At 66.2% G+C, this 20904-nt stretch carries 16 protein-coding genes and 1 tRNA gene; 7 read left to right on the forward strand and 10 right to left on the reverse strand.

The features are described from left to right. The first annotated feature begins 171 nt into the window (after window positions 1–171). From VT03_RS31975 to VT03_RS34470, 5 genes are all read left to right on the forward strand, one after another. On the forward strand, window positions 172–1014 hold the full coding sequence (locus VT03_RS31975) for a lysophospholipid acyltransferase family protein (RefSeq protein WP_075096760.1): 843 nt from the start codon (window positions 172–174) through the stop codon (window positions 1012–1014). Then, window positions 1011–2219 (forward strand): glycosyltransferase family 2 protein, encoded by a 1209-nt coding sequence (locus VT03_RS31980; protein WP_075096761.1) that lies wholly within the window; start codon window positions 1011–1013, stop codon window positions 2217–2219. Before VT03_RS31975 ends, VT03_RS31980 begins: the two co-directional genes overlap by 4 nt. Then, complete coding sequence (locus VT03_RS31985) at window positions 2216–3196, forward strand: ABC transporter ATP-binding protein (protein WP_075096762.1); 981 nt, start codon at window positions 2216–2218, stop codon at window positions 3194–3196. Before VT03_RS31980 ends, VT03_RS31985 begins: the two co-directional genes overlap by 4 nt. Further along, window positions 3193–4695 (forward strand): ABC transporter permease, encoded by a 1503-nt coding sequence (locus tag VT03_RS31990; protein ID WP_075096763.1) that lies wholly within the window; start codon window positions 3193–3195, stop codon window positions 4693–4695. Before VT03_RS31985 ends, VT03_RS31990 begins: the two co-directional genes overlap by 4 nt. 72 nt (window positions 4696–4767) lie before the next feature. Beyond that, window positions 4768–5373, forward strand: a complete 606-nt coding sequence (locus VT03_RS34470) for a DUF2141 domain-containing protein (protein WP_082846689.1) — start codon at window positions 4768–4770, stop codon at window positions 5371–5373. A gap of 132 nt (window positions 5374–5505) precedes the next feature. Here VT03_RS34470 and VT03_RS32000 read toward each other — a convergent pair whose 3' ends face one another. From VT03_RS32000 to VT03_RS32025, 6 genes are all read right to left on the reverse strand, one after another. Then, the gene (locus VT03_RS32000; RefSeq protein WP_075096765.1) at window positions 5506–6258 is read right to left on the reverse strand and encodes a DUF1080 domain-containing protein; all 753 of its coding nucleotides are present in this window, start codon (window positions 6256–6258) and stop codon (window positions 5506–5508) included. 139 nt (window positions 6259–6397) lie between these two features. Beyond that, window positions 6398–7591 carry an esterase gene (locus tag VT03_RS32005; protein ID WP_075096766.1) on the reverse strand — a complete coding sequence of 398 codons (1194 nt, stop codon included), beginning with the start codon at window positions 7589–7591 and terminating at the stop codon, window positions 6398–6400. Window positions 7592–7665: 74 nt separating this feature from the next. Further along, window positions 7666–8112: a MarR family winged helix-turn-helix transcriptional regulator gene (locus VT03_RS32010; RefSeq protein ID WP_075096767.1), complete on the reverse strand. Its 447-nt coding sequence runs from the start codon at window positions 8110–8112 to the stop codon at window positions 7666–7668. A 593-nt stretch (window positions 8113–8705) separates the two neighbouring features. Continuing rightward, a complete protein-coding gene (locus tag VT03_RS32015; RefSeq protein WP_075096768.1) occupies window positions 8706–9188 on the reverse strand; it encodes a DinB family protein in 483 nt (160 codons plus the stop codon). A gap of 50 nt (window positions 9189–9238) precedes the next feature. Next, entirely contained in the window at window positions 9239–9628 is a 390-nt protein-coding gene (locus VT03_RS32020) for an NUDIX hydrolase (RefSeq protein WP_075096769.1), read from the reverse strand. A 252-nt stretch (window positions 9629–9880) separates the two neighbouring features. Then, window positions 9881–9954 (reverse strand) — tRNA-Met (locus tag VT03_RS32025). A gap of 227 nt (window positions 9955–10181) precedes the next feature. Here VT03_RS32025 and VT03_RS32030 point away from each other — a divergent pair. Continuing rightward, entirely contained in the window at window positions 10182–10898 is a 717-nt protein-coding gene (locus tag VT03_RS32030) for an ROK family protein (RefSeq protein WP_075096770.1), read from the forward strand. 43 nt (window positions 10899–10941) lie between these two features. Here VT03_RS32030 and VT03_RS32035 read toward each other — a convergent pair whose 3' ends face one another. Continuing rightward, window positions 10942–12681, reverse strand: coding sequence for an HAD family hydrolase (locus tag VT03_RS32035; protein WP_075096771.1), 1740 nt, complete (start codon window positions 12679–12681; stop codon window positions 10942–10944). Window positions 12682–12882: 201 nt separating this feature from the next. Here VT03_RS32035 and VT03_RS32040 point away from each other — a divergent pair, with 201 nt between their 5' ends. Further along, window positions 12883–14400: a hypothetical protein gene (locus tag VT03_RS32040; RefSeq protein ID WP_075096772.1), complete on the forward strand. Its 1518-nt coding sequence runs from the start codon at window positions 12883–12885 to the stop codon at window positions 14398–14400. Window positions 14401–14744: 344 nt separating this feature from the next. Here VT03_RS32040 and VT03_RS32045 read toward each other — a convergent pair whose 3' ends face one another. From VT03_RS32045 to VT03_RS32055, 3 genes are all read right to left on the reverse strand, one after another. Then, complete coding sequence (locus tag VT03_RS32045; protein WP_075096773.1) at window positions 14745–17624, reverse strand: GDSL-type esterase/lipase family protein; 2880 nt, start codon at window positions 17622–17624, stop codon at window positions 14745–14747. 474 nt (window positions 17625–18098) lie between these two features. Continuing rightward, a complete protein-coding gene (gene cobA, locus VT03_RS32050; protein ID WP_075096774.1) occupies window positions 18099–19622 on the reverse strand; it encodes a uroporphyrinogen-III C-methyltransferase in 1524 nt (507 codons plus the stop codon). 361 nt (window positions 19623–19983) lie between these two features. Next, window positions 19984–20841, reverse strand: coding sequence for a phosphoenolpyruvate hydrolase family protein (locus VT03_RS32055; RefSeq protein ID WP_075096775.1), 858 nt, complete (start codon window positions 20839–20841; stop codon window positions 19984–19986). Window positions 20842–20904: the final 63 nt, after the last annotated feature.

Consider the following 20904-nt stretch of genomic DNA (forward strand, 5'->3'; position numbering starts at 1 on the left):
CGACGTAACCTCCGGACGTTCCTCTCATCTGTGTTGATCCGTGTTCATCTGTGGCTTGAAACTCAAAGAATTGGGCCACAGATAAACACAGATGGACACAGATAGGAAAGCCGGAGGTTGTCGACTGCAGCGTGTGGTTCCACGTCTTCTTCTTCAGGTCCCGGCGGTCCGATGACCGAACAGAGCCATCCCGGTTCCGATGCTTGCCGGAAGGCGAGTTGGGGGACGCGTTTCCTGAACTGGGGGTTCCGCGGTTACGTCCGACGGTTCATCCGCCGGAACTTTCACGCGGTCCGGGCCCTGGGGCTGGAGCATCTGCCGTCGCTTCCGCCGGGACCGGCGGTCGGCTTTTTGAATCACCCGGGATGGTGGGACCCGATGACCGGGGTCCTGATGACGGATCTCCTCTTCCCCGGCCGGCGCTTCGCCGCACCGATGGACGCCGAGGCCCTGCGGCGCTACCCGGTGCTGGAGCGGATGGGGTTCTTCCCCGTCGCTCGCGATTCCGTGGCTGGCACCCGGGATTTTCTCCGGACGAGCCGCGCTCTCCTGAAATCCCCCTCCACGCTCCTGTGGCTCACTCCTGGCGGACGGTTCTCGGATGTCCGCGAGGCCGCTCCCTTCATGAGCGGTCTGGCGCATCTGGTCGACCGGGACTACGCCGGCGGACTGTTCGCGATGGCGGTCGAATACCCGTTCTGGAATGAGCGGCACCCCGAATTACTCGTCGCGTTCTCGTCCCCGGTGGACTGCTGCGGACTGCCGGAAGACCGGGACGATCGTTCGCGATCCCTCGAAGCGACCCTGGCGGAAACGCAGGTGACGCTCGCCCGCCATGCAATTGCTCGCGACTCCCAGGCCTTCGCGACGCTGTCGACCGGGAGCTCCGGAATCGGCGGGCTGTACGACATCTGGCGGCGAGTGGTCGCCGGACTTCGCGGCCGGACGTTTCAGGCCGAACATGAGGTCTCCGCCTCGTCGGCGCCGCGCCCTCTGAGCGGAGAGCTGACATGATGACCGTGGCGGCCTCCGCCCTTGTCTGGGCGACATTCGGGGCCTCGGCGTTCGTCGCCGGGATGTTCCTCGTGAACCTGCTGTTCTTCCGCCGCGCGCCGCGGAGACGAACACCCGACGCGCTTCGTAGCGGGGCTTCCGGTTTGACCGGAGCGAATGCGCCCCGGCTGCAGATCTCGGTCCTGATTCCCGCCCGAAACGAGGCGCTGCGGATCGGGCCGCTGCTCGATTCGATTCTTCGAAACGAAGGAGTCGATTTCGAAATCTGTGTCCTCGACGACGAGAGCACGGACGGAACGGGGGACATCGTCCGCGGCTACGCGGAACGGGATGCCCGTGTGCGGCTCGTCCGGGGAACGCCGATGCCCGGCGGGTGGAGCGGAAAGCAGTACGCCTGCTGGCAACTCGCCCGTCAGGCCCGGTTCTCGGAGCTCGTGTTTCTCGACGCCGATGTCGCCCTGTCCCGCGATGCCCTGCGGCGGGCCGTCTCGCTCCGGGTGGCGAGCGGTGTCGATCTCCTGAGCGGCTTTCCCCGGCAACGGGTCGAAACGATCGGCGAGCAGCTCCTGATCCCGCTGATCCACCAGATCCTCCTTTGCTTCCTCCCCTTCCCGCTCATGCGCTGGACCCGGATGACGGGCGCCGCCGCGGGCTGCGGACAGTTCTTCGTCACCACCCGCGCGGCATACGAGGCGACCGGAGGGCACGGTGCGATTCGCCAGTCGCTTCATGACGGAATCATGCTGCCGCGGGCCTACCGGTCGCAGGGGCTCCGGACCGATCTTTTCGACGCCTCGGACGTCGCCGAATGCCGGATGTACACCTCGTTCTCCGAAACGTGGCTCGGTCTCCTGAAGAACGCGACGGAGGGGTTTGCGAAAATGCCCCTCCTGCTGGTCATGACGGTCCTGCTGTCGCTCGCGTTTCTCAGTCCGGTCGTCGAACTCGCGATGCTTTCGCTCGGACTCCTTCCCCGTTCGCTGGCGGTGCCGGTCCTCGCCAGCGGCTTTTTCGCCTTGTTGCCGCGGCTCTGGTGCTGCCTCCGGTACGACCGGGCCTGGCGGGGTTGCATCCTGCACCCGCTCTCAGTTGTGATCTTCCTCGTCATCCAATGGACCGCCTGGAGCCGAAAACGGTTCGGTCGCGGAGAGCGGGGACGCGGCGTCCAGTGGCGCCAGCGAAGCTATGAGATCGCGGCATCATGACGGGAAACCGCCATTCTGAACCGTCGGACATCGGCTCTGGGGACGTCGCGGCTGTCTCCCGCAACGAGCCGCCGGTCCTGTCGCTGCGCGGCGTTCGCAAGAGCTACCGGGGCCGCGAGGCCCTCAAGGGGATCTCGCTCGAACTGCGGGCCGGCGAACTGCTAGGGTTCTTCGGTCCCAATGGCGCCGGAAAGACGACGATGATCCGCTGCATCACCGGCCTCCTGAAGCCGGACGGTGGGACCATCACGCGGGCTCCCCGGCAGCCCTCCCGGTCGGGCGAACCGGCCCGGATCGGTCTCGTGCCGCAGAACCTCGCCGTCTATCCCGACCTTACGGTCCGCCAGAACCTCGAAGTCTTCGGGCGCCTCGAGGGAGTGAAAGGCACGGCCCTGACGAACCGCATCGGCGAAGTTCTCGAATGGGCCGCCCTTGCCGACCGGTCCCGATCGCTGGCCAAGACGCTCTCGGGAGGGATGCAGCGGCGGCTGAACATCGCCTGCAGTGTCCTTCACCACCCGGACATTCTCCTCCTCGACGAGCCGACCGTCGGCGTCGACCCCCAGAGCCGCGAGCGGATCTATACGATGCTCGGCGAGCTGACGGATCGCGGCGCGGCGGTCCTGCTGACGACGCATCAGCTCGAAGAAGTGGAAACCCGCTGCGACCGGATCGTCGTCATGGACCTGGGGACGATCGTAGCGGACGGGACGCTTCGCGCTCTCGTCGAGCGGACGATCGGTCCCCCACACCGGATCACTCTGCGGTTTGACCGTCCCTTCCCCGACGACCTGCCGGACTACCGCTTCGAAGCGGACCGGCTCGCCGCGACCCGTCCGATCGAGTCGATGCGGGACCTTCCCGGGATGCTCGCCGTGCTGAGCGAGCTCGACCCCGAGCCTGCCCAGATCGACGTCCGGAGTTTCGGGCTGCAGGATGTCTTTCTGGAGCTGACCGGAAGGAGCCTGCGGGAATGATCCGGACGATCCTTCGAATTCTCGTTCTGCGGCTGTGGAACAACCCGCTGGAGCTGATCCTGGTCTTCGTGATGCCGGTGATCTTCTTCAGCATCTTTGCGGCCATCTTCAGCAACGGCATCGCCACCGGAACCGACCAGAAGCTGCGGGTCGGCTGGATCGCCGCGCATTCATCGCCCCTGGCCGATGAGCTGCGAACCTTCATGGAAGGGAATACGGCGCTGCGGTGCACCGCGATCGGCGCGGGCGCGTCGACCGCCTCTGAGAACAGTGCGCAGGCGGAACTGGATCTCGACGCCCGGGTGCGAGAGGCGCAGCGGTCAGGGCGCTACGATCTCCTGGTCAAACTGACCGAGGCGTTTCCCGACGATCTGGAGTCGAAGCCCGCCGACACCGAAGTCCCGGTCAGCCTCGTCACCGATGGCCAGAACCCGATGGCGGTCGCCATGGTGAGCTCGGTGATCCGGGGCTTCTTCGCTCAGAAGTCGGCCCTGATCGCGGCGGAACGTCTCGCGCGGATCCGCGCGGCCGCGTTCGCTCCTGCGGCATCGTCGAATCTCCCCGCCGGCTCGCCCATCAACGCTCCGTTTCCGTCCGCGGCCCGGGGCTCCGTGACCACCGAGTCCGGCCGCCCCGCGGCTCCTGGTTCCCAGCCCGGACAGGCGGCCGATTCGTCGAACGTTTTCTCGAAGGCGTCGGGCGAATGGCGGAGCGCCGACGGCCTTCCCCGGGCTCGGGATCGAGAGGCGGCCGCCAGCGGCGTGCGGGAGGGGATGCCGGCTCAGCCCGGCGCCGTTCCCCTGCCCGCTTCGACCGCGGCCACCGTGACAGTGGAACCGCTGCCGGACCGGCTCGACCTGAAGGTCGAGAACCCCCAGGCGGCGTCGCAGGAGAATCCGCGGATCGCGATGTACGCGGCGGGAATCGCGGTGCTGTTCCTGCTCTTCTCCGCGACCGGCAACGCCGCAGCGCTGCTCGAGGAAGAGGAGTCCGGAACACTGGACCGGATCCTCGTCAGCCGGGCGGGGCTGTTTCACGTCGTGGCCGGCAAGTGGCTGGGGATCCTGCTTCTCGGGTGTCTGCAGATCACGGTCATGTTCCTGTGGGCGGAGGCGGTCTTCCGGATCCAGCTCGGCAGCCACCTTCCGGGCTTCTTCATCATGACGTTCTGCACCGCCGCGGCGACCGCCAGCTTCGCGATGGTGCTGGCGACCCTCTGCCGCTCGCGGGCGCAGCTCAACGCGGTCTCGGTCGTCGTGATCCTCAGCATGTCGGCGGTCGGCGGGAGCATGATCCCGCGGTTCGCCATGAGCGACCGGATGAAGGAGATCGGCCGCTGGACGTTCAACGCCTGGGCTCTCGACGGGTACCAGAAGGTGTTCTGGTACCAGACCCCACTGGAGAGTCTTCAGCGTGAAGTGACCGTCCTCCTGGGGAGCGCCGTGGTGCTCGGCCTGCTGACGCTGGCGTTCTCCGGCCGGTGGAAGCGCGGCTACTGACGATGCCAACGGCAGTGCGAAGCGGCCTTGAGCAGCGGGTCGGGTGAGGTATACGCGGTCACCGAGGATGACATGAAACGCCTGAATCCTGCGATCGCGCTTCCGGCTGTCGTTGTGATGGCGCTGGCGGGGCTATTCGTTCAGATCGCTCGTCGTTCGGGACCCGATTCGTCCAACCTGCCGGAGCGGAGTTCCGAACCGGCACGCTTCGAACGCGTCTCAATGCCGGAGGCACCCGTTCCTCCATCGACGTCCACTACGGCGCCCGTGGAGCCGCCAACTGCTCCTCCGGCCGTCCCGTCGGCCGATGGTGAGAACTTGCGGCTGCGGGTGATGGGGTTCAAGAAGACCGCCTCGGACCTCCGGATCGCCGTGTTTGAATCGGCAGACGGGTTTCCGCAACCGTCGGCGAGTTCCTCGACGCTCGTGGTGTCGGTTGGGGCGGACCAGAGCGAAGCGACTGTGGACCTGGTGGTCCCGATGAACGTCCCCGTTGCCGTGGCGGTCTTCCAAGACCTGGATGGCAACGGCCTCCTGTCAAAGAACGCTGTCGGCATCCCCAGCGAGCCCTACGGATTCTCGAACGGTGCCCGCGGCCTCTTCGGCCCGCCGACGTTTGAAGCGGCGACTCTGAAGGGCGACGCCCTCAAGAAACCGCAGCCCATCCACCTGAAATAGAATCGCCCCCCGATGCACGTCGCATCAGGGGGCGAGGGGTGAGTCCATTCCCGCGAGACTCTCCGCGTTCTCCGTGCCTCAGTGTTTTCCTCTCCTCCAACGGAAGAGCAACGACGCAGAGCCAGCGAGGAACTACAGGCTCCCGGCCGGAGCCTGGTGCAGACGGATCGACTTGAACTCCGTCCACATCGGCTTGCCGGCGTGGAGCTGCACCGCGATCACCCCTTCGGTCAGGGCCAGGTTCGGATCGTTGTCGGTGAAGTCGAGGATGAGCTGTCCGTTGAGGTAGTGCCGGACGCGGTTCCCCTGGCCGATGATCGCGACGTCATTCCAGTCATCGAGCTTGAAGAGCTTTTCGAAAGCCTTCTCGTCAATCAGGTCGGATCGGAGGACCTTCTTTCCGGTCGGCTCCCAGGTGGCGACTTCGCCGACGAGACAGATCCGCCCCCGCTTCCCCCCTTCGTCGTAGATGAAGCCGGAGGTGTTCGGGAACTTGACCTCGTTGCGGAGCTCGTGCTGGTAGCCCCGGACGACCCAGTTGTTGCCGACCTTGCCTTCGGTGATGTGCTTCGAGCGGTACTGGATCCCGGAGTTGTTGGTCGCGTTGCAGCGGAAGGTGATCCGCAGGTCGAAATCCTTGACCTTCCCCCCCTTCCAGATCAGGAACGTGTTCCCCTTGGCGGCGTTTTCGGGGGTCGTCTCACCGTGGATCACGCCGTCCTTGACGCTCCACAGCAGGGGATCGCCATCCCAGCCCTCCAGGTCCTTGCCGTTGAACAGGACCTTCATTCCGGCCGGTTCCGCGGGAACCGTCGAGGGGGCGTCTTCAGCAAACACCGACGTGGCGGTGAACAGGACCGCGAGGGACAGCAGAACGCGACGCATGGGCGACCTCCAGGAAAATCAGAAACGGACGCACTCGTCCGTCCGGTTCGCTCAAGATAGGGAACCCGCGAACCGCCGTCACGCAGCCGCGCGAGGGGCCGCCGAGGCCCATCGACGCGGGCGAAACCGCTCTCAGCCGTCACGGGGCCGCCGGCTTTGACGCGGAGCCCTCCGCGGGGGCAGTCCCTTCCCGCTGGAACAGCCGCGGCGCGAACTGGTGCAGGTAGTCGCGCCAGTTCAGCCAGGTGTGGCCCCCCGCCGTCTCGACGTAGGTGACGGCGAAACCTTTCTCCTTAAAGACTTCGACCGTCTTCCGGGACGTTCCGATCAGGAAATCCTCCCGTCCGGTGGCGAACCAGACCCGCACGTCCTTTTTGACCTCGGCATCCTCCAGGACGCGGCTGTGCTTCTGGATCCACTTCTCCGCCCCGTCGCCCCGGTCGATGCCGAAGACTCCCGAACTGAAGACGCCGACGTCCCCGTAATCCGCGAGATTCGCCAGGGCGATCTCCAGCGTCTGGGCGCCCCCCATCGAGAGTCCCGCGATGGCGCGGTGCTCGCGGCCGTCCCGGAGGCGGTATCGGGTCTCGGCGAGGGGACGGATGTCCCGCTGGAATTCCTCGACGAACTCCTTCATCTGCTTCTCGAAGTTGCCGCCGGGACCGAACTGAAACGGGCCGGTGTGCCCCATCGGCATGACGACCACCATCGGTTTCGCTCCCCCATCGGCGATGAGATTGTCGAGGATCGCCCCGGCCCGTCCGATCGAGCTCCAGGAGGCATCGCAGTCGAACGCCCCGTGGAGCAGGTACAGCACCGGATAGGTTTCGGTGCCGCGCTCGTAACCGGGGGGCGTATAGACGTGCAGGCGGCGTTGGCGGGAGAGGACCTGGGAATGGTACGTGACCTGGGAGATCGCCCCGTGCGGAACGTCCCGCGTGTCGAAGCTGGCGGAGCCGGGGACGAGGACCAGGCTCGACGCGTTCATGTTCGACTCGCTCGTCGCCGGATTGCGGGGATCCATGACCGCCAGGCCGTCGACATGGAAGTGGTATCGGTAGGCTCCGGCCGGAACGGCGGCGGTGGTCGCTTCCCAGACTCCGTCGTCCCGCTTCTTCATCGGCCGTCCGGCGAAATCACTGCCGGGAAGGTCGGCGCTGACCAAGCGGACCTCTTCCGCCTTGGGGGCGAAGAGACGGAACGTGAGGGCCCGTTCCGACGAGACCTCGACGGACTCGAAAGCGGGCGGGCGCGGCCCGAAGCCGTTCTGCCCGTGAGCGGCATTGGTGACAAGGACTACGGCGACCAGCGGAATGAGCAGTCGAACTCTCATGAAAGGCCTCCAGAAGGGAACGCGACAGGAAGTGGTCACGGAACGTGTCTGGCCCCGGTCCGGCACGGCTCGGATCAGGGCGAAGATGTGGCTGGCGTGTCTGCCGGACTGAGGCTGGCGGTGAGGGACCGGAGGAGCTGCACCAGCGTGGCGGTCTGTTCGGGAGCCAGGCTCGTGACGAGTTCCTGGCGGAGGGTGTCGCTCTTCCGCCAGAGCGTGCGAAAGGTGCTCCGTCCCTCTTTTGTCAGCGCGACCCGTCGGGCCCTTCGGTCGAGCGGTTGGGGTGTCCGCTCGACGAACCCGCGGCGTTCCAGGAGAACGAGCATGGCCCGGACGGTGTTGCGGTCGGAGCCGATTCGCGCGCCGAGCTCGCTCTGCGTGAGTGTCATCCCCTCGGACAGCGCGGCCAGGACGACGAACTGATCGGCGGTGATGCCGGCCTGTGCCATGACGGCATCGGTCCGACGATGGAGCGCCAGGTAGGCCAGCCGCAGCGACATCGCGAGCTCATGGGCGGTCATCGTCACGCCTCCTCAATACGACGTATACGTACAATATCATGCCAGCCGACGCGCCGTTTCAAAAGGGAACTGTCGCGGGCTTCACGCCGACTTTAGACGTGGCCGTGAAGGGGCGCGAGAACGATTGAGGCGGGGGGGCGCTCGGACCGCTGACCCAAACCGCGTCCTTGCCGGCAAAACGTCCGTAGCTCAAGCCCAACGTGCCACGGCAGCCAGGGGTCAGGGGGGCCACGCCCCCTTGCCGCCGGAGGCACTTCCATGAGGAACCGTGGTACGCAACGGATGTCCCCTGTGTGGTCCCGGCGTGGAGGACTCCCCCAACTACACCGCTGGCTTTGCAATCTCGCGGGTTGGTGAGGGGGCATACGACACGGTGTCCGCGCTTGGGCACGTGCTCCTTCAGACATCTCTCGACGAGAGGGCCTCCGGCGGGCAAGAGGGCTTCGCCCCCTTGCATCCCCCACCAGGGGGTACCCCCTGGACCCCGGTTCTTGGGCCGGTGAGCCGATGCCGTCTCCACGGTTCACAAACGACTGCGCAATACTCGGTCTTCGGCTCAGTAACAGACGACCTTCCGCCGCCGGGGCCGATGTCTAGCGCCGATCGCGCTTCTTCCAGAGAAAGCGCACGTGGTGCTCCAGGTGATCAACCGCCTTCTGCAGCAACTGCTCAAGCGTCTGCTCTCCCTGGCGACTGTGAATCCCGACCCGCTGCCAGGCGTCCGCCGACTGCGCGGCGAGGATCCGCACCATCTGCCGTCGCGTGGCGGCGATGCAGGCGAGTTCCTCCTCGACGTCCCGATCATGGCAGGCGAGAGCGGCCATGTAGGCGGCGGGATCGGCGAAAGCGAGCGGCGGCCGGTCTTCCGCGAGGACGCGCTTCATCCGCTCGGCAAACAGCGCTTCCGAGTCGGCGAGGTGGCAGATCACCTCCAGCGGGCTCCAGGCTCCCACGTCCGGGGACGCCGGCTCGTCCACCACCGGTTGTATGCGAAGCTCGTGCGATGTGAAACCGCGGACGGCCTCCCGAACCGCCTCGATCCCCAGAAGATATCGTTCGATCCGCTCCGACATCATCCCTCCCCTCCTCCCGTTCCCTCACGGTCACCGTCCGCTGTCGCGGGACATCATGGGAAGGCGACGGGAATCGCCACGTTGACCAGACTCACGACCGGCGGGAGGGCGTTCCGGTCCCACCACTGGCACAGGTCCGTGCTTCCCTCGAGCTCGTTGCAGAGAGTCCCTCCCACGACGTCGGCGCGATACAGGATCCGGATGTTGTGCGACTGCACTCCGTCCGACTCCACGACGGTCGAGTCGACCGCCGCCAGACTCTCGACGGTGACGACCAGGCCGGTCTCTTCCCGCACCTCCCGGACGACCGCTTCCTCGGGCCGCTCACCGAACTCGATGCCGCCACCGGGAAGCGTCCACTTCCCCTGATGACGCGGGACCTGGGCCGACAGGCGGCAGAGAAGAATCCGGTCGCGCTCGACCAGAAGAGCGTAGGCGGCCACACGGGTTCGGCGGGAAGTTGTCATCGACGGTAGAGATTGATCGCTGTCGGGAATGAGGACGTGGGCGTCGCTGAACGGCTTGAGACGCAAGCTCGTTCGGTCCGCCTCCGATCAAGGGACTGTCGAGGCATCGACCATCGAAACTGTCGTGTTCGATGCCCCGGAATCGCAAGCCCCGGCGACCCGCAGAAAACGTGACCCACAAAAGCAAAAAGTCCTTCGTCCGCGAATCGCTGACGAAGGACTTTGAAGTGGCGGGGGCCGGATTTGAACCGACGACCTCGAGGTTATGAGCCTCGCGAGCTACCGGGCTGCTCCACCCCGCGTTGGTAGTCGACCTGACGTTTCCGTCGGGCGAGCACAACAGGATATCGGCAACCGCGCCGACCGTCCAGAATCCATTCTTCGATTTCGTGAAATTGTCGCAAAGTCACGGTCGGCCAATGGGGGCCGTGGCCATCACCCCGTCCGGATCTCCCGCCGAGACTTGGCATTGGGATTGCATTGCTCCGACTGCAGACAGATCAGTGATCCCACATGAGATGAGGCTGCCATGGAGACGCTCGTGATCGACATTGGGGGGCGGAATGTGAAGGTCTGGCGGACGGGAGAGTCGGACAAGGTTAAGATTCCGTCCGGGAAAGGTCTCACGCCGGAGACGTTCATGAAACGCGTCCGCCGCGAGATCCACGACGTGGAATTCGACCGAGTCTCGATCGGCTATCCCGGGAACGTCGTGAACGGCCGGCCCGTGGCGGAGCCGATCAACCTGGGACCCGGCTGGACCGACTACGACTTCGCCGACGCCTTCGGCTGCCCGCTCCGGATCATGAACGATGCCTGCATGCAGGCGCTCGGGAGCTATGAAGGGGGCCGGATGCTGTACCTCGGACTCGGGACAGGGATCGGCACGACGTTCATCTCCGACGGGAAGATTATCCCCCTGGCTCTGGGACACCTGCGATTCCTCCGCAGCGAAACGTTTGACGAGGCGCTCTCCCGGCGGGGACTGGAACTCCACGGCCAGAAACGGTGGGCCCGTGCGGTCGCGCGGGCGGCCGAACTCCTCCGTCCGGCCTTCGAGGCGGACTACGTCATGCTGGGGGGCGGCAACGCCAAGAAGCTGCGGACCATGCCGCCGGAGTGCCGACGCGGAAGCAATCACAACGCCTACTTCGGCGGCGTTCGGATGTGGGAAGACTCAGACCACCTCGATTTTCCGAGCCTGACGCTGCTTCATCCGGAAGACGAAAAGGCCACGACGGCGTGAGGGTGACTGGCGCCGGGGCCTTGCAAAAGAAGAACGGGAAACTTCAGCCTGCACCGGGAACCGGCAGCGGAGGACTCGCCGGGACGGTGTAGTCCGCCTCGATCGCGGCCCGCACCTGCTTCCGCGACTCCTGCGGCGACAGCCGACCGGCCTGCTCCACCGCCGCGACGGCATCGGCCAGGTTCTCATCCTTGATCGCGGTCCGGCACCACTGCGAGTACTCGCCGCGCTTCAGGTGATAGGACCAGGTCTCGTCGTCCACCCCTTCCCCAAGCTGGTTGAACAGCATCAGGTTCTGGGCCCGAAGCCGCATCTTCTTCTCCGGCCCGGTGAAGTAGAAACTCCGGTCTTCCGGGAGATCCCCCTCCGCATACTTCCGGCGATGCCGCCGCCGCTCCGTCTTGGCCGGGGTGACTTTGACCCGCCGGGGAGCCGCTTTCGATCGGATGTCCCAGAGCAGAACCTCTCCCTGCGACACCGGCGCCCCGTCGGTGGACGGGGTGTCGAGCTTCGCCGCCTCCGCGAACTGCTTCAGCGTCTCCGCTGCCGTCGGCCCGACGGCGATGAACGTATCGACCTGCTTCAGCACCGACGGAGCAAGCAGCTCCGGATGGACCGTAATGAGCAGGAAGTTGACCAGCCGTTCGGGCAGCAGCCCTTCCGGCCGTTTCCAGTCTGCCGGCATCAGGTGATGGGCTTCATCGAGCAGCAGCCAGTGCGGATGACCCGTTCGACCGCGGAGGTCGAGGATCGGCGAAAGGAGCGACGTGAAGAGCGGCGGCCGATCGGCAATCGACATCCCGGTCAGAGTGACGACGGCGCTTGACTGCGGACGTTCGAGCGTTGCGATGACTTCCGAGGGGACCGGCGAGGCGTCGGGCCCGCCGAAGTGCATCGGGCCTTCGACGTTCGAATAGTCCCCTTCGGGATCCACTAGGCAGAACTGGTAGCCCTTTTCGAGGAGCGATTCGACGATACGGGTGGCGACCGTCGACTTGCCGCTGGCGGAAGGGCCGCAGATCAAGATGTTGTGCCCGTAAGGAGACAACGGGACCGGCTTTCCGCCGGTTTCTCCGAGGGGGAGCTGGTGCCGCTCGATCGCCCGCGACTCGGCCGCGAGATCCGTCGCCACCATCCGGTCGATCAGCTCCGAGACCCCCGCCCCGTGATCGAGCGTCAGAACGATGTCCGCTGTCTTCTTGACCGACGGCAGGGCGTTTTCGACCGCCGCGCCGATCTCGCACCCCCGCAGGAGGGCGTGGTCGTTCTCCGCGTCTCCGACGCCGACGACGTTGTGCGGCGAGATCCCCATCTGGTCTAGGGCCGCCCGGAGGCCGCTCGCCTTGTTGACACCGGCGGGGAGGATCATCACCGCCCCCTTGTTGAAGATCACCTGGAGCTCCAGTCCGAGGTCGCGAATCGTTTCCAGAACCGTCGTTTCGTGCGGTTCCCAGGTCGCGACGATCGATCTGCCGACGGAGATCGGCTCGACCCCGCGGGCGGTCAGGACCTCCACAAACCGGGCCGGAGGGGCCTCCCCGAGCGGAATCTCCTCGCGCGTGGCGGGGCGGTACAGGAGGCCCCCATTCTCCGCTACGACCCATTCGAAAAGGTCGATCTCCGGAAGAACGGTCAGCAGCTCCGGGAGCTCGCGGCCGGTCACCAGCACCAGCCGCCGTCCGGAGGCCAGGAGACGCTTCAGGCTGGCAACCGTTCGCTCATCGACCTGGCCGTGGTGGGCGATCGTGCCGTCGTAATCCGTCGCAAGAACGTGAAATCGCATGCGCAGCGCTCCCCCCCGGGCCGACGGCTTGGTTTCCTCGAACTCGCCGCAATTTGCGGACCGTCCGGGCGGCGAATCCTGCGGTTCGGTGATCCGAGGTCGGGCATCGACCGTACTGATTCCCGTTCGGCGGGTGGGTTTCCGCGGACTCGCACGCGGCGGACGACTTTGCGACACTCGCGACGCGCACAGGGAGACCCCGTGAAACGGTCCGGCTTCGACGTTCTGCAAGACCTCCGCCAGTCCCTCTCCGGAATCCGGGAGCAGGCCGCGGCGCTGCGGTCCGAGTCCCAGTCGATCGATGCCGCCATGCGGGACCTGGTCTCCCGCCGGTCCGACGCCTTTCTGCAACTCGCCCGCCTCTACCTCCCCCATCTTTCCCGGGAGTCGATCGCGCGGACGTTCGACGAAGCCCGCGCGGACCTCCAGCAGGTCATCGACCGGAAGGACCGGACCGAGACTGCCCTGACCGGCCAGCTGGAGCGCCTCCGCGCCGACTTCGCCTCGGCGAATGGTCAGCTTCGCGAGACGACGGGCCGGCTCGACGAATTGGTCGGGCGCCGCGAATCGCTCCAGGCGGAGCTGGCCGCGCGGCTCAAGGATCATCCCGAGTTCCAGACCCTCTCTCGGACCGCCCTGGAGCGGGAGCAGGAGCTCAAGAAGAACGAATCGCGGGCCGAAGAGGTCGAGCGCGACGCCCGCGACAAGCTCCCTGCCTACGAGCGGAGCCGGCTCTTCCAGTATCTCTATGACCGCAAGTTCGGCGGTGCGGACTACGCCGCTGGCGGCACGACCCGGCTGCTCGACCGGTGGGTCGCCCGCCTCATCGGCTACGAGACCGCGCGTCGCAGCTACGAGTTCCTGACCAACACGCCTCCCCGCATGCGGGACGAGGTCGAACGCCGGCGGGCGGACGTGGACGCCATTCTCGACCAGGCGGAGGATTTCGAGCAGGAGGCGGCCGAGACCATCGGCCTCACGGCGATCCTTCGCCAGGGCCAGGAGGTCGGAACGGTCCGCGATCGTCAGGTCGCGCAGGTCAATGACCTGCAGCAGCGGGTGGCGGGGGTCGAGCACCAGCTGACGCAGCTCGGCAGCGAGCAGGGGCAGTTCTACGCCGAAGCGCTCCAGCGGTTCCAGTCATTCCTGATGAAGGCCGACATGGTCCGCCTCGAACGCAACGCCCGCACGACCCCCGACACGGTCGACGACGAGCTGGTCTCCCGGATCCGCTGGCTCGGAGAGGAGATCGATCGGCTGGCGAAGAACGTTCCCGATCTGGTCACACGGACGAAGGAGCTCGACGCGCGGCAGGAAGGGCTTGATTTCGTCGTGCGGCGGTTCCAGCAGTCGAACTTCGATTCGCAGAGGTCCTATTTCCGATCGACCTCCGAGATTGAACGGACGCTCGCGCAGCTCGAGACCGGGGCGGTGACACGCGACGCCCTGTGGTCGACGATCCGCAGCCACCAGGCCTTCGAGCCGACCTGGGTTGAGCAGAACGCGGGGAGCGTGGTCCAACATCCGCTCACGGGAGTCCTGCTGCACGCCATGGTCGAAGTGGCGGGGGCGGCTCTCCAGCACGCGGCCTCGAGCTCCCGCTCCCACAGGTCCTCCTCGCGGCACTCGTCGAGTTTTCCCTCGTCCTCGTCCCCATCTTCGTCTTCGTTCGGAGGGGGCGCATCGGATGGCGGGTTTACGAGTGGCGAAGGTTTCTGATCGGGACCGGCCCTGTTTACGCAGAGACTGACTCTCCAGTCATTTTTCGCGGATCGATCTCGACCGATCGCTGCTTGACGCCCTCCGTAGAACAGGCGACCCTATAGCCGTGGGAGATGCGGGCGCTGTCTTCCAGGGAGTTTTCAATGGGGGAAGGATTACCCCTAACGCAAGGGGCGTGACCAGGGGAATCCTGGTGATCGGACCCTCTTCTGCGAACTACAATCCAAGCGCACCCGGCTATGGTCGAGCGAGGGGCAGAGCTGGCCCGCCTCCCTTTGCTCCTGTAGTCGGGTGCCTTTTCAGGCGGACCTCGAAACGAGGGGAGGCGGCGCGATTGCTCGTTACTCCGGCTTAACTTGAATCAGCCGCGCCACGACCGCGTCGATCTCCAGAGGCTTGGGCTCGATCGTCAGCGGTCCCGCGGCGGCGGTCACGATCGCCTTGGCGCGTTCGGCATCCTTTTCAGCGAGCTGATGGAGCGCTCCTGTGGTGCCGGCCCCCAGGCCGACTAGGCCGCCGACACCGCCGTACTTCTTGGCTCCAGGGAGCATCGACGGAGAGTCGGGCGTCTTGACCGCGTCGAACGAGAATCCGTCGAGGTCGGCCCAGATCCAGTCGAACGTGCCGGGTGAGGCCGCGTTGGCGAGCGCCGCCCACAGGCCGGCTTCGCCTTGAGCGACGATTGCGAGCTTCTGGAAGCCCTGTTGCGCTCGCAGGGCGCGGGCCGTGGCGACAATGTCCCGGACGCGATGAGCGAGCAATGGAGCGTTGTACCCGAAGGTGTAGCCGGGGTATTGCAGGTTGACGGGATAGAGCGGCTTGTCCCCGGCCTTCTTCGCCGCGGCTTCCCGCGATTCGCCGGTCAGGAAGGGATCGATCGAGGCGACCGTGATGCCGGCGCCGGTCAGTTTCCTGACCATCGCGTTCGGCCCGCCCGCTTCGTCGAGCAGCACCGCTTTCCCCTGGCTGTCGATCCACAGCACGACGAGTCCCTTGGGATCGTCCGTCGGCCGCATCGCGATGGCCGGGATTTGCTCGCCGGAGTCGGTCCGCCGGACCATCCCGCGGATCAGCGTGATCGAGTCCGCGAGTTCCTCGGTGCCGATGATCTCGGCCGCGACCGGCTCCGGATCGGCTGGGAGAGGTTTGCCCTTATCGTCCGTGGCGGAGGTCATCCGCGCGCCGGTCTCGGTCGACTCACCGAACATGACCGCGAGCGCGCCGCCGGTCACCATGCGATAGGCTTCCACGCCAGCGGGATCCTTCGGGAGGATCATCCGCAGTTCCGCTTCGCTGTCCTGCGTGAGCCGCTCACGGAGCTTGTCCGCCGGCAATGACTCCGCCGGGAGCGGGTGATCGGCGGTGAAGACGGTCAGCTCTTCCTGTGAGAGAGGCTTGAAGTCTGATTCGGTCAGCGGAGCGGTCTCGGCGAGCGGAAGGTGCTGCTTGAACCAGGCGTACATCCGCTCCCGGGACTTCTCGTTGTAGTTATGCGGGAACTGCTTGTAGGCGACCGCGGAGACGAGGTCCGACCGGCCGAACAGGCTATAGACCTGCTTCAGTTCCGGGAGCCCCTTGGTCTCGATGTCGATCGTCCAGTCGTCCGCGCCGACCATCCCCAGCGGGCGGGGTGCGGTCTTCGCCGCGATGGCGACGTTGTTGATCCCCAAGCGGAGGTAGTCTGCGTTCTCGCAGACGCAGCCCCCCTGCATCGCGGTCCCGACCATGACCGCCGGGAAGGCGACGGTCGGGCGGTCATCGAGGGCGAAGAGCATGAAGGTCTGGGTGCCGCCGCCGCTCGCTCCGGTCACGCCAATCCGCTTGGGGTCGACATCCGGAAGACCGAGGAGGAAGTCGAGGGCGCGGATTGAGTTCCAGGTCTGCAGTCCCAGTGGGTTCTGCAGCCACAGCGACGCTTCGGCGTCACCGAGGCCGCCGCGGTGATCGAGGGGCTTCTGGTCGGCGTAGCCGATCATGTCGTAGTGGAACACCACGCAGCCCATCCGGGCCAGATGGACCATCCGGGCCTGGAGCGGATAGCGGGCTGCGCTCTCGCGGGTTTCGGCCTTCAGCTTGAACTGTTCCGCAACCCCCTTCTCGCCGGCGTCATAGAACCGGCCGTTCGCCCAGTGGCCGTGCGGGCAGAGGACGCCGGGGATCTTCCCCGAGGCGTTCTTGGGACGATAGAGACTCCCCGTGACGAGGAGTCCAGGGCGGCTGAAGAACGAGACCCGTTCGACGGTGAAGTCGTCACGGTCGACCTTGCCGTGGATCACGGGCTGGAGCGGTGTCTTCTCCGGCATCGGCCAGAGTCCGCAGGCGACCAGGAGCTGTCGGTGAATCCGCGCGGCGGACTTGGCCCAGTCGGCAACGGTTGTGGGCGGCGTCCACGGGTGGTAGGCGTCGTTGTAGGTCCGCTGTGGTTTGAGGCGCGCGTCGGAGAGCGGCTTCTCATCGGTGAACACGCGCGGCGCGGTCGCCTCGCGGAGGTGTGGCTTGAGCAGAGCAGTCCAGCGTGCGTAGCCCTCTTCGCTCATGTGGAGCATGTCTTTGACGAAGAGCGCGGGATCTGGCTCGCCGTTCTTCCCCATCATGACCGGCTCGACGTCGATGACCTGGAGATAGTTCGTCGTGCGGGCGAACTCCGTGGCGAGGCGGTTTGCTTCGCGCTGCTCCTCGATCATCGACCACCGCGAGGGGCTGGGCTTGATCGACAGCATGAGGATTTTGGTTTCGGGCAAGTGTTCGTGGACGACCTGGCAGAAGGCCTTGAGGTCGCCGACGACCGTTTCAGCGGTCTTCTTGTTCTTGATGTCGTTGTCCCCCGAGTAGAGGACGACGGCTTTGGGGTGGTAGGGGAGAACGGTCCGCGGGGCGAAGTGGGCGGCGTCGTTCATCTGGGAACCGCCGAAGCCGCGGTTGATGACGGGGAGATCGGGGAAGGACTTCGCGAGGTCCCACAGCCGGATTGTCGAGCTGCCGGTGAAGACAATTCCGCCGGCCGCGGGGGGCTTTGACACGTCCGAGTCCTCGAACTTGCGGATCTCCTTCTCCCACTTGGCGGGGCCTTCCACGGCGGGAGGAGATTCCTTGGCTGCTTCCTGGGCGCGGACAGGAATTCCGATTGTCCAGCCGGCTCCGAGAAGGACCAGAAGCAGTTTGGTGATGAGCGGCCGCACGGTGCGGCGAGCCGGAGAATGCGAACCGATCCGATGTGCCATCGGGAACTCCGCAGGGAGCCAAGGAATCAACTGTTGTTGATTGGTGATAATCTGGTGGCGGGAGGAGAAGTCAAGCCAGTGCCGGCTGGACGGGGGGCCCGCCGGGGTCCAGGGGTACCCCTGGTGGGGGATGCAAGGGGGCAACGCCCCCTTGCCCGCCGGAGGCCTGGCCGTCGAGAGATGTCTGAAGGAGCACGTGTCCAGCTTTGGCCAACGCATCGTATGCCCCCCTCACCAACCCGCGGGGATCGCAATGCCAGCGGTGTGTTGTGAGGGAGTCCTCAACGCTGGTGCCACAAAGGGGACGTCCGTTGTGTCCCACGGTTCCTCGTGGAAGTGCCTCCGGCGGCAAGGGGGTGAGACCCCCTTGACCCCAGTGGCCGTCGCACGTTGGGTTTGAGCGAGCAGAACTGCGCCGGCAAGAACGTCATTCGAATAGTGGAGAAGCTGACCACCATCCGGCGCGTGCCCTCCCTACGCGAGGCGGCTCTCTCCCGCCATCGCCTGAAACAACCCTTCCCACGTGAACTCGCTCGCCACGACGTTCACGGGCAAGCCAACGTCGCGGGCCGCCTCGGCCGTCACCGGGCTGATCGCGGCGATCCGGATCTCGCGTCCGAGTTTCGAACGCTGCTCCGGGGGAACGAGCGCGGCGACCTGCCGCGCGATCGACGGACTGCTCAGCGCGATCCAGTCGAGATGGCCCGCCGCGATCCGCTCCTGGACGACCGGTTCCCAGCTCTCGACATCGACGTTCTGGTAGACCACCACCTGCTCGACCGTCGCTCCCGCAGCGGTCAGCGACGTCGGAAGGACATCGCGCCCGCGGCTCGCCCGCGCCCAGAGGACGCGGCGCCCGGAAACGTGCGGCGCAAGAGCGGCCGCCAGGTCCTCGGCTCGATACGACGTAGGAACAAGGTCCGCCCGCAGATGAAACCGTCGAAGCTCCTCGGCCGTCGCCGGACCGATGGCGGCCAGACGGACCCGGCCGAGCCGGCGGCCGTCGCCACCGCAGGTCCAGAGACGATCAAGGAACGCCCGCACGCCGTTGACGCTGGTGAAGACGATCCAGTCGAACTCCGCGAGCCGGTCCAGGACGGCGTCGACTTCGGTCCAGTCGGCCGGGGGGAGAATGTCGATGACCGGCATCGAGACCAGTTCGGCGCCGAGCTCCGTTCCCCGGTCCAGCACGTCGACGAACTGCTCCTCCGCTCGTGCGATCCCGATCCGCTGTCCGAACAGCGGCCGACGCTCAAACCAGTGCGTCTGCTCGCGGAGCCGGGCACACTCGCCGACGATGATCAGCGACGGGGCGTGGAGTCCGGCGTCCGCGACCTTCGCCGCGATGTTCTCCAGCGTCCCGGACGCCACCCGCTGCCGCGGAGTTGTCGCCCGGCAGACGACGGCCACGGGCGTCGATGCCGGCTTTCCGTGGGCGACGAGACTCCCGGCGATCGCGCTGATCTGGTGCAGCCCCATATAGAAGACGAGCGTCCCCGGGAACCGGGCCAGCTTATCGTAGTCGAGAGCAGACGATGGCTTGTCCGGGGACTCGTGTCCGGTCACGAACGCCACCGCGGAGGCGTGGTCGCGATGCGTCAGCGAGATGCCGGAGTAGACGGCCGCCCCCGTCGCCGCCGTGATTCCGGGGACGACTTCGTAAGGAACGCCGGCCGCCTCCAGGGCTGCCGCTTCTTCGCTCCCGCGGCCGAAGATGTACGGATCCCCTCCCTTGAGCCGGACGACCGTCTTCCCGGCCAGCCCCGCCTCGACCAACCGGCGGTTGATCTCCTCCTGGTTCAGGTGCTTGGCATCGGGCCCGGTTCCGCCCACGCGGGAGGTTCGCTCGCAGGCCGCGTGCGAGTACCGGAGCAGGACCGGATTGACGAGCCCGTCGTAGAGCACGAGGTCCGCCTTCGCGAGGCACTCCATTCCGCGAATTGTGAGAAGCCCAGGATCACCGGGACCGGCACCAACCAGATAGACTTTTCCGGGCATTGAACGTTCAAAGGGAGAAGAGCGACTCGTCAGCCCCGTAGTCTAGCGACGGCTGCCGTTCGATTCCGCTGGGACAAGCACTCCAGTGAGGAACCTTGGTAAGCAGCGGATGTCCCCTTTGTGGGACCCGCGTTGAGGACTCCCTCACACGATGCCGCTGGGTTTGCAATGCCCGCGGGTTGGTGAGGGGGCATGCGGTACGCTTTCCGCGTTTGGACACGTGCTCCTTCAGATATCTCTCGACGGCCAGGCCTCCGGCGGACAAGGGGGCGTTGCCCCCTTGCATCCCCCACCAGGGTGCCCCTGGACCCGGTTCGGGCAGTCGTGGGCGACCACTAATCGGCGAATGCGCCCGAACGTCTCACGGCCGCAGCTCCTTGAACCGCCGCGTAATCTCCTGGAGCGGCTGCTCGACCGCCATCCGCTCCAGGCTCGACGCTCCCACGAAGCCGACTGCGTCCGTCCGCTCCAGGACAATCGCCGCGTCCTCCGGGCGGGAGATCGGGCCGCCGTGACAGAGATAGAAAATGTCGTCCCGCACCGCCCGGGCCGCGTCGATGATCGCCTGCGTCCGCGCCACCGCCTCGTCCATGCTGACGCTCGCCTGCACCACCCCGATCGACCCGCCGATCGTCGTCCCCACGTGCGAGATGATCGCATCGGCCCCCGCCTCCGCCATCGCTCGCGACTCCTCCGGCGAGGAGACGTAGACGATCGAGAACAGGTCCATCTTGCGGGCCAGCGCCACCATTTCGAACTCCTTCCGCACACTCATCCCGGTCTCCTCCAGGATCTGCCGGAACTGGCCGTCGACGATGCAGTGCGTCGGAAAGTTGTTGACGCCGGAGAAGCCCATGTCCTTCACCTGCAGCAGCCAGTGCCACATCCGCCGTCGCGGGTCGGTGGCGTGCACGCCGCAGATCACCGGGATCTCGTCGACGACCGGTAGGACTTCGTGCTCGCCGATCTCCATCGCGATCGCGTTGGCGTCGCCGTAGGACATCAGCCCCGCTGTTGAGCCGTGTCCGGCCATCCGGTAGCGGCCGGAGTTGTAGACGATGATGAGATCCGCGCCCCCCTTCTCGATAAACTTGGCGGAGATGCCGGTCCCAGCTCCTGCGGCGATGATCGGCTCGCCGCGGTCGAGCGCCGCTTGCAGGCGGTCGCGGACTTCCTGGCGGGTGTAGGGATTGCCTTGGCCGGTCCAGGGATTGGGCATGTTGGGGAGAGCGTGAGGGGGGCGGCGTGTGGACGAGGTTTGGACGATACCTGTGGAGGGGTG

The organism is Planctomyces sp. SH-PL14, assembly GCF_001610835.1.
Taxonomy (GTDB): Bacteria; Planctomycetota; Planctomycetia; order Planctomycetales; family Planctomycetaceae; genus Planctomyces_A.

What these genes read in the sequence shown, in the direction of transcription:
- VT03_RS32030 (WP_075096770.1), top strand. Translation starts at nt 10,182, where the DNA reads ATGGAGACGCTCGTGATCGACATTGGGGGGCGGAATGTGAAGGTCTGG.
- VT03_RS32055 (WP_075096775.1), bottom strand. Translation starts at nt 20,841, where the DNA reads ATGCCCAATCCCTGGACCGGCCAAGGCAATCCCTACACCCGCCAGGAA.
- VT03_RS31985 (WP_075096762.1), top strand. Translation starts at nt 2,216, where the DNA reads ATGACGGGAAACCGCCATTCTGAACCGTCGGACATCGGCTCTGGGGAC.
- VT03_RS31990 (WP_075096763.1), top strand. Translation starts at nt 3,193, where the DNA reads ATGATCCGGACGATCCTTCGAATTCTCGTTCTGCGGCTGTGGAACAAC.
- VT03_RS31975 (WP_075096760.1), top strand. Translation starts at nt 172, where the DNA reads ATGACCGAACAGAGCCATCCCGGTTCCGATGCTTGCCGGAAGGCGAGT.
- VT03_RS34470 (WP_082846689.1), top strand. Translation starts at nt 4,768, where the DNA reads ATGAAACGCCTGAATCCTGCGATCGCGCTTCCGGCTGTCGTTGTGATG.
- VT03_RS32035 (WP_075096771.1), bottom strand. Translation starts at nt 12,681, where the DNA reads ATGCGATTTCACGTTCTTGCGACGGATTACGACGGCACGATCGCCCAC.
- VT03_RS32045 (WP_075096773.1), bottom strand. Translation starts at nt 17,624, where the DNA reads ATGGCACATCGGATCGGTTCGCATTCTCCGGCTCGCCGCACCGTGCGG.
- VT03_RS32010 (WP_075096767.1), bottom strand. Translation starts at nt 8,112, where the DNA reads ATGACCGCCCATGAGCTCGCGATGTCGCTGCGGCTGGCCTACCTGGCG.
- VT03_RS31980 (WP_075096761.1), top strand. Translation starts at nt 1,011, where the DNA reads ATGATGACCGTGGCGGCCTCCGCCCTTGTCTGGGCGACATTCGGGGCC.
- VT03_RS32005 (WP_075096766.1), bottom strand. Translation starts at nt 7,591, where the DNA reads ATGAGAGTTCGACTGCTCATTCCGCTGGTCGCCGTAGTCCTTGTCACC.
- VT03_RS32015 (WP_075096768.1), bottom strand. Translation starts at nt 9,188, where the DNA reads ATGATGTCGGAGCGGATCGAACGATATCTTCTGGGGATCGAGGCGGTT.
- cobA (WP_075096774.1), bottom strand. Translation starts at nt 19,622, where the DNA reads ATGCCCGGAAAAGTCTATCTGGTTGGTGCCGGTCCCGGTGATCCTGGG.
- VT03_RS32000 (WP_075096765.1), bottom strand. Translation starts at nt 6,258, where the DNA reads ATGCGTCGCGTTCTGCTGTCCCTCGCGGTCCTGTTCACCGCCACGTCG.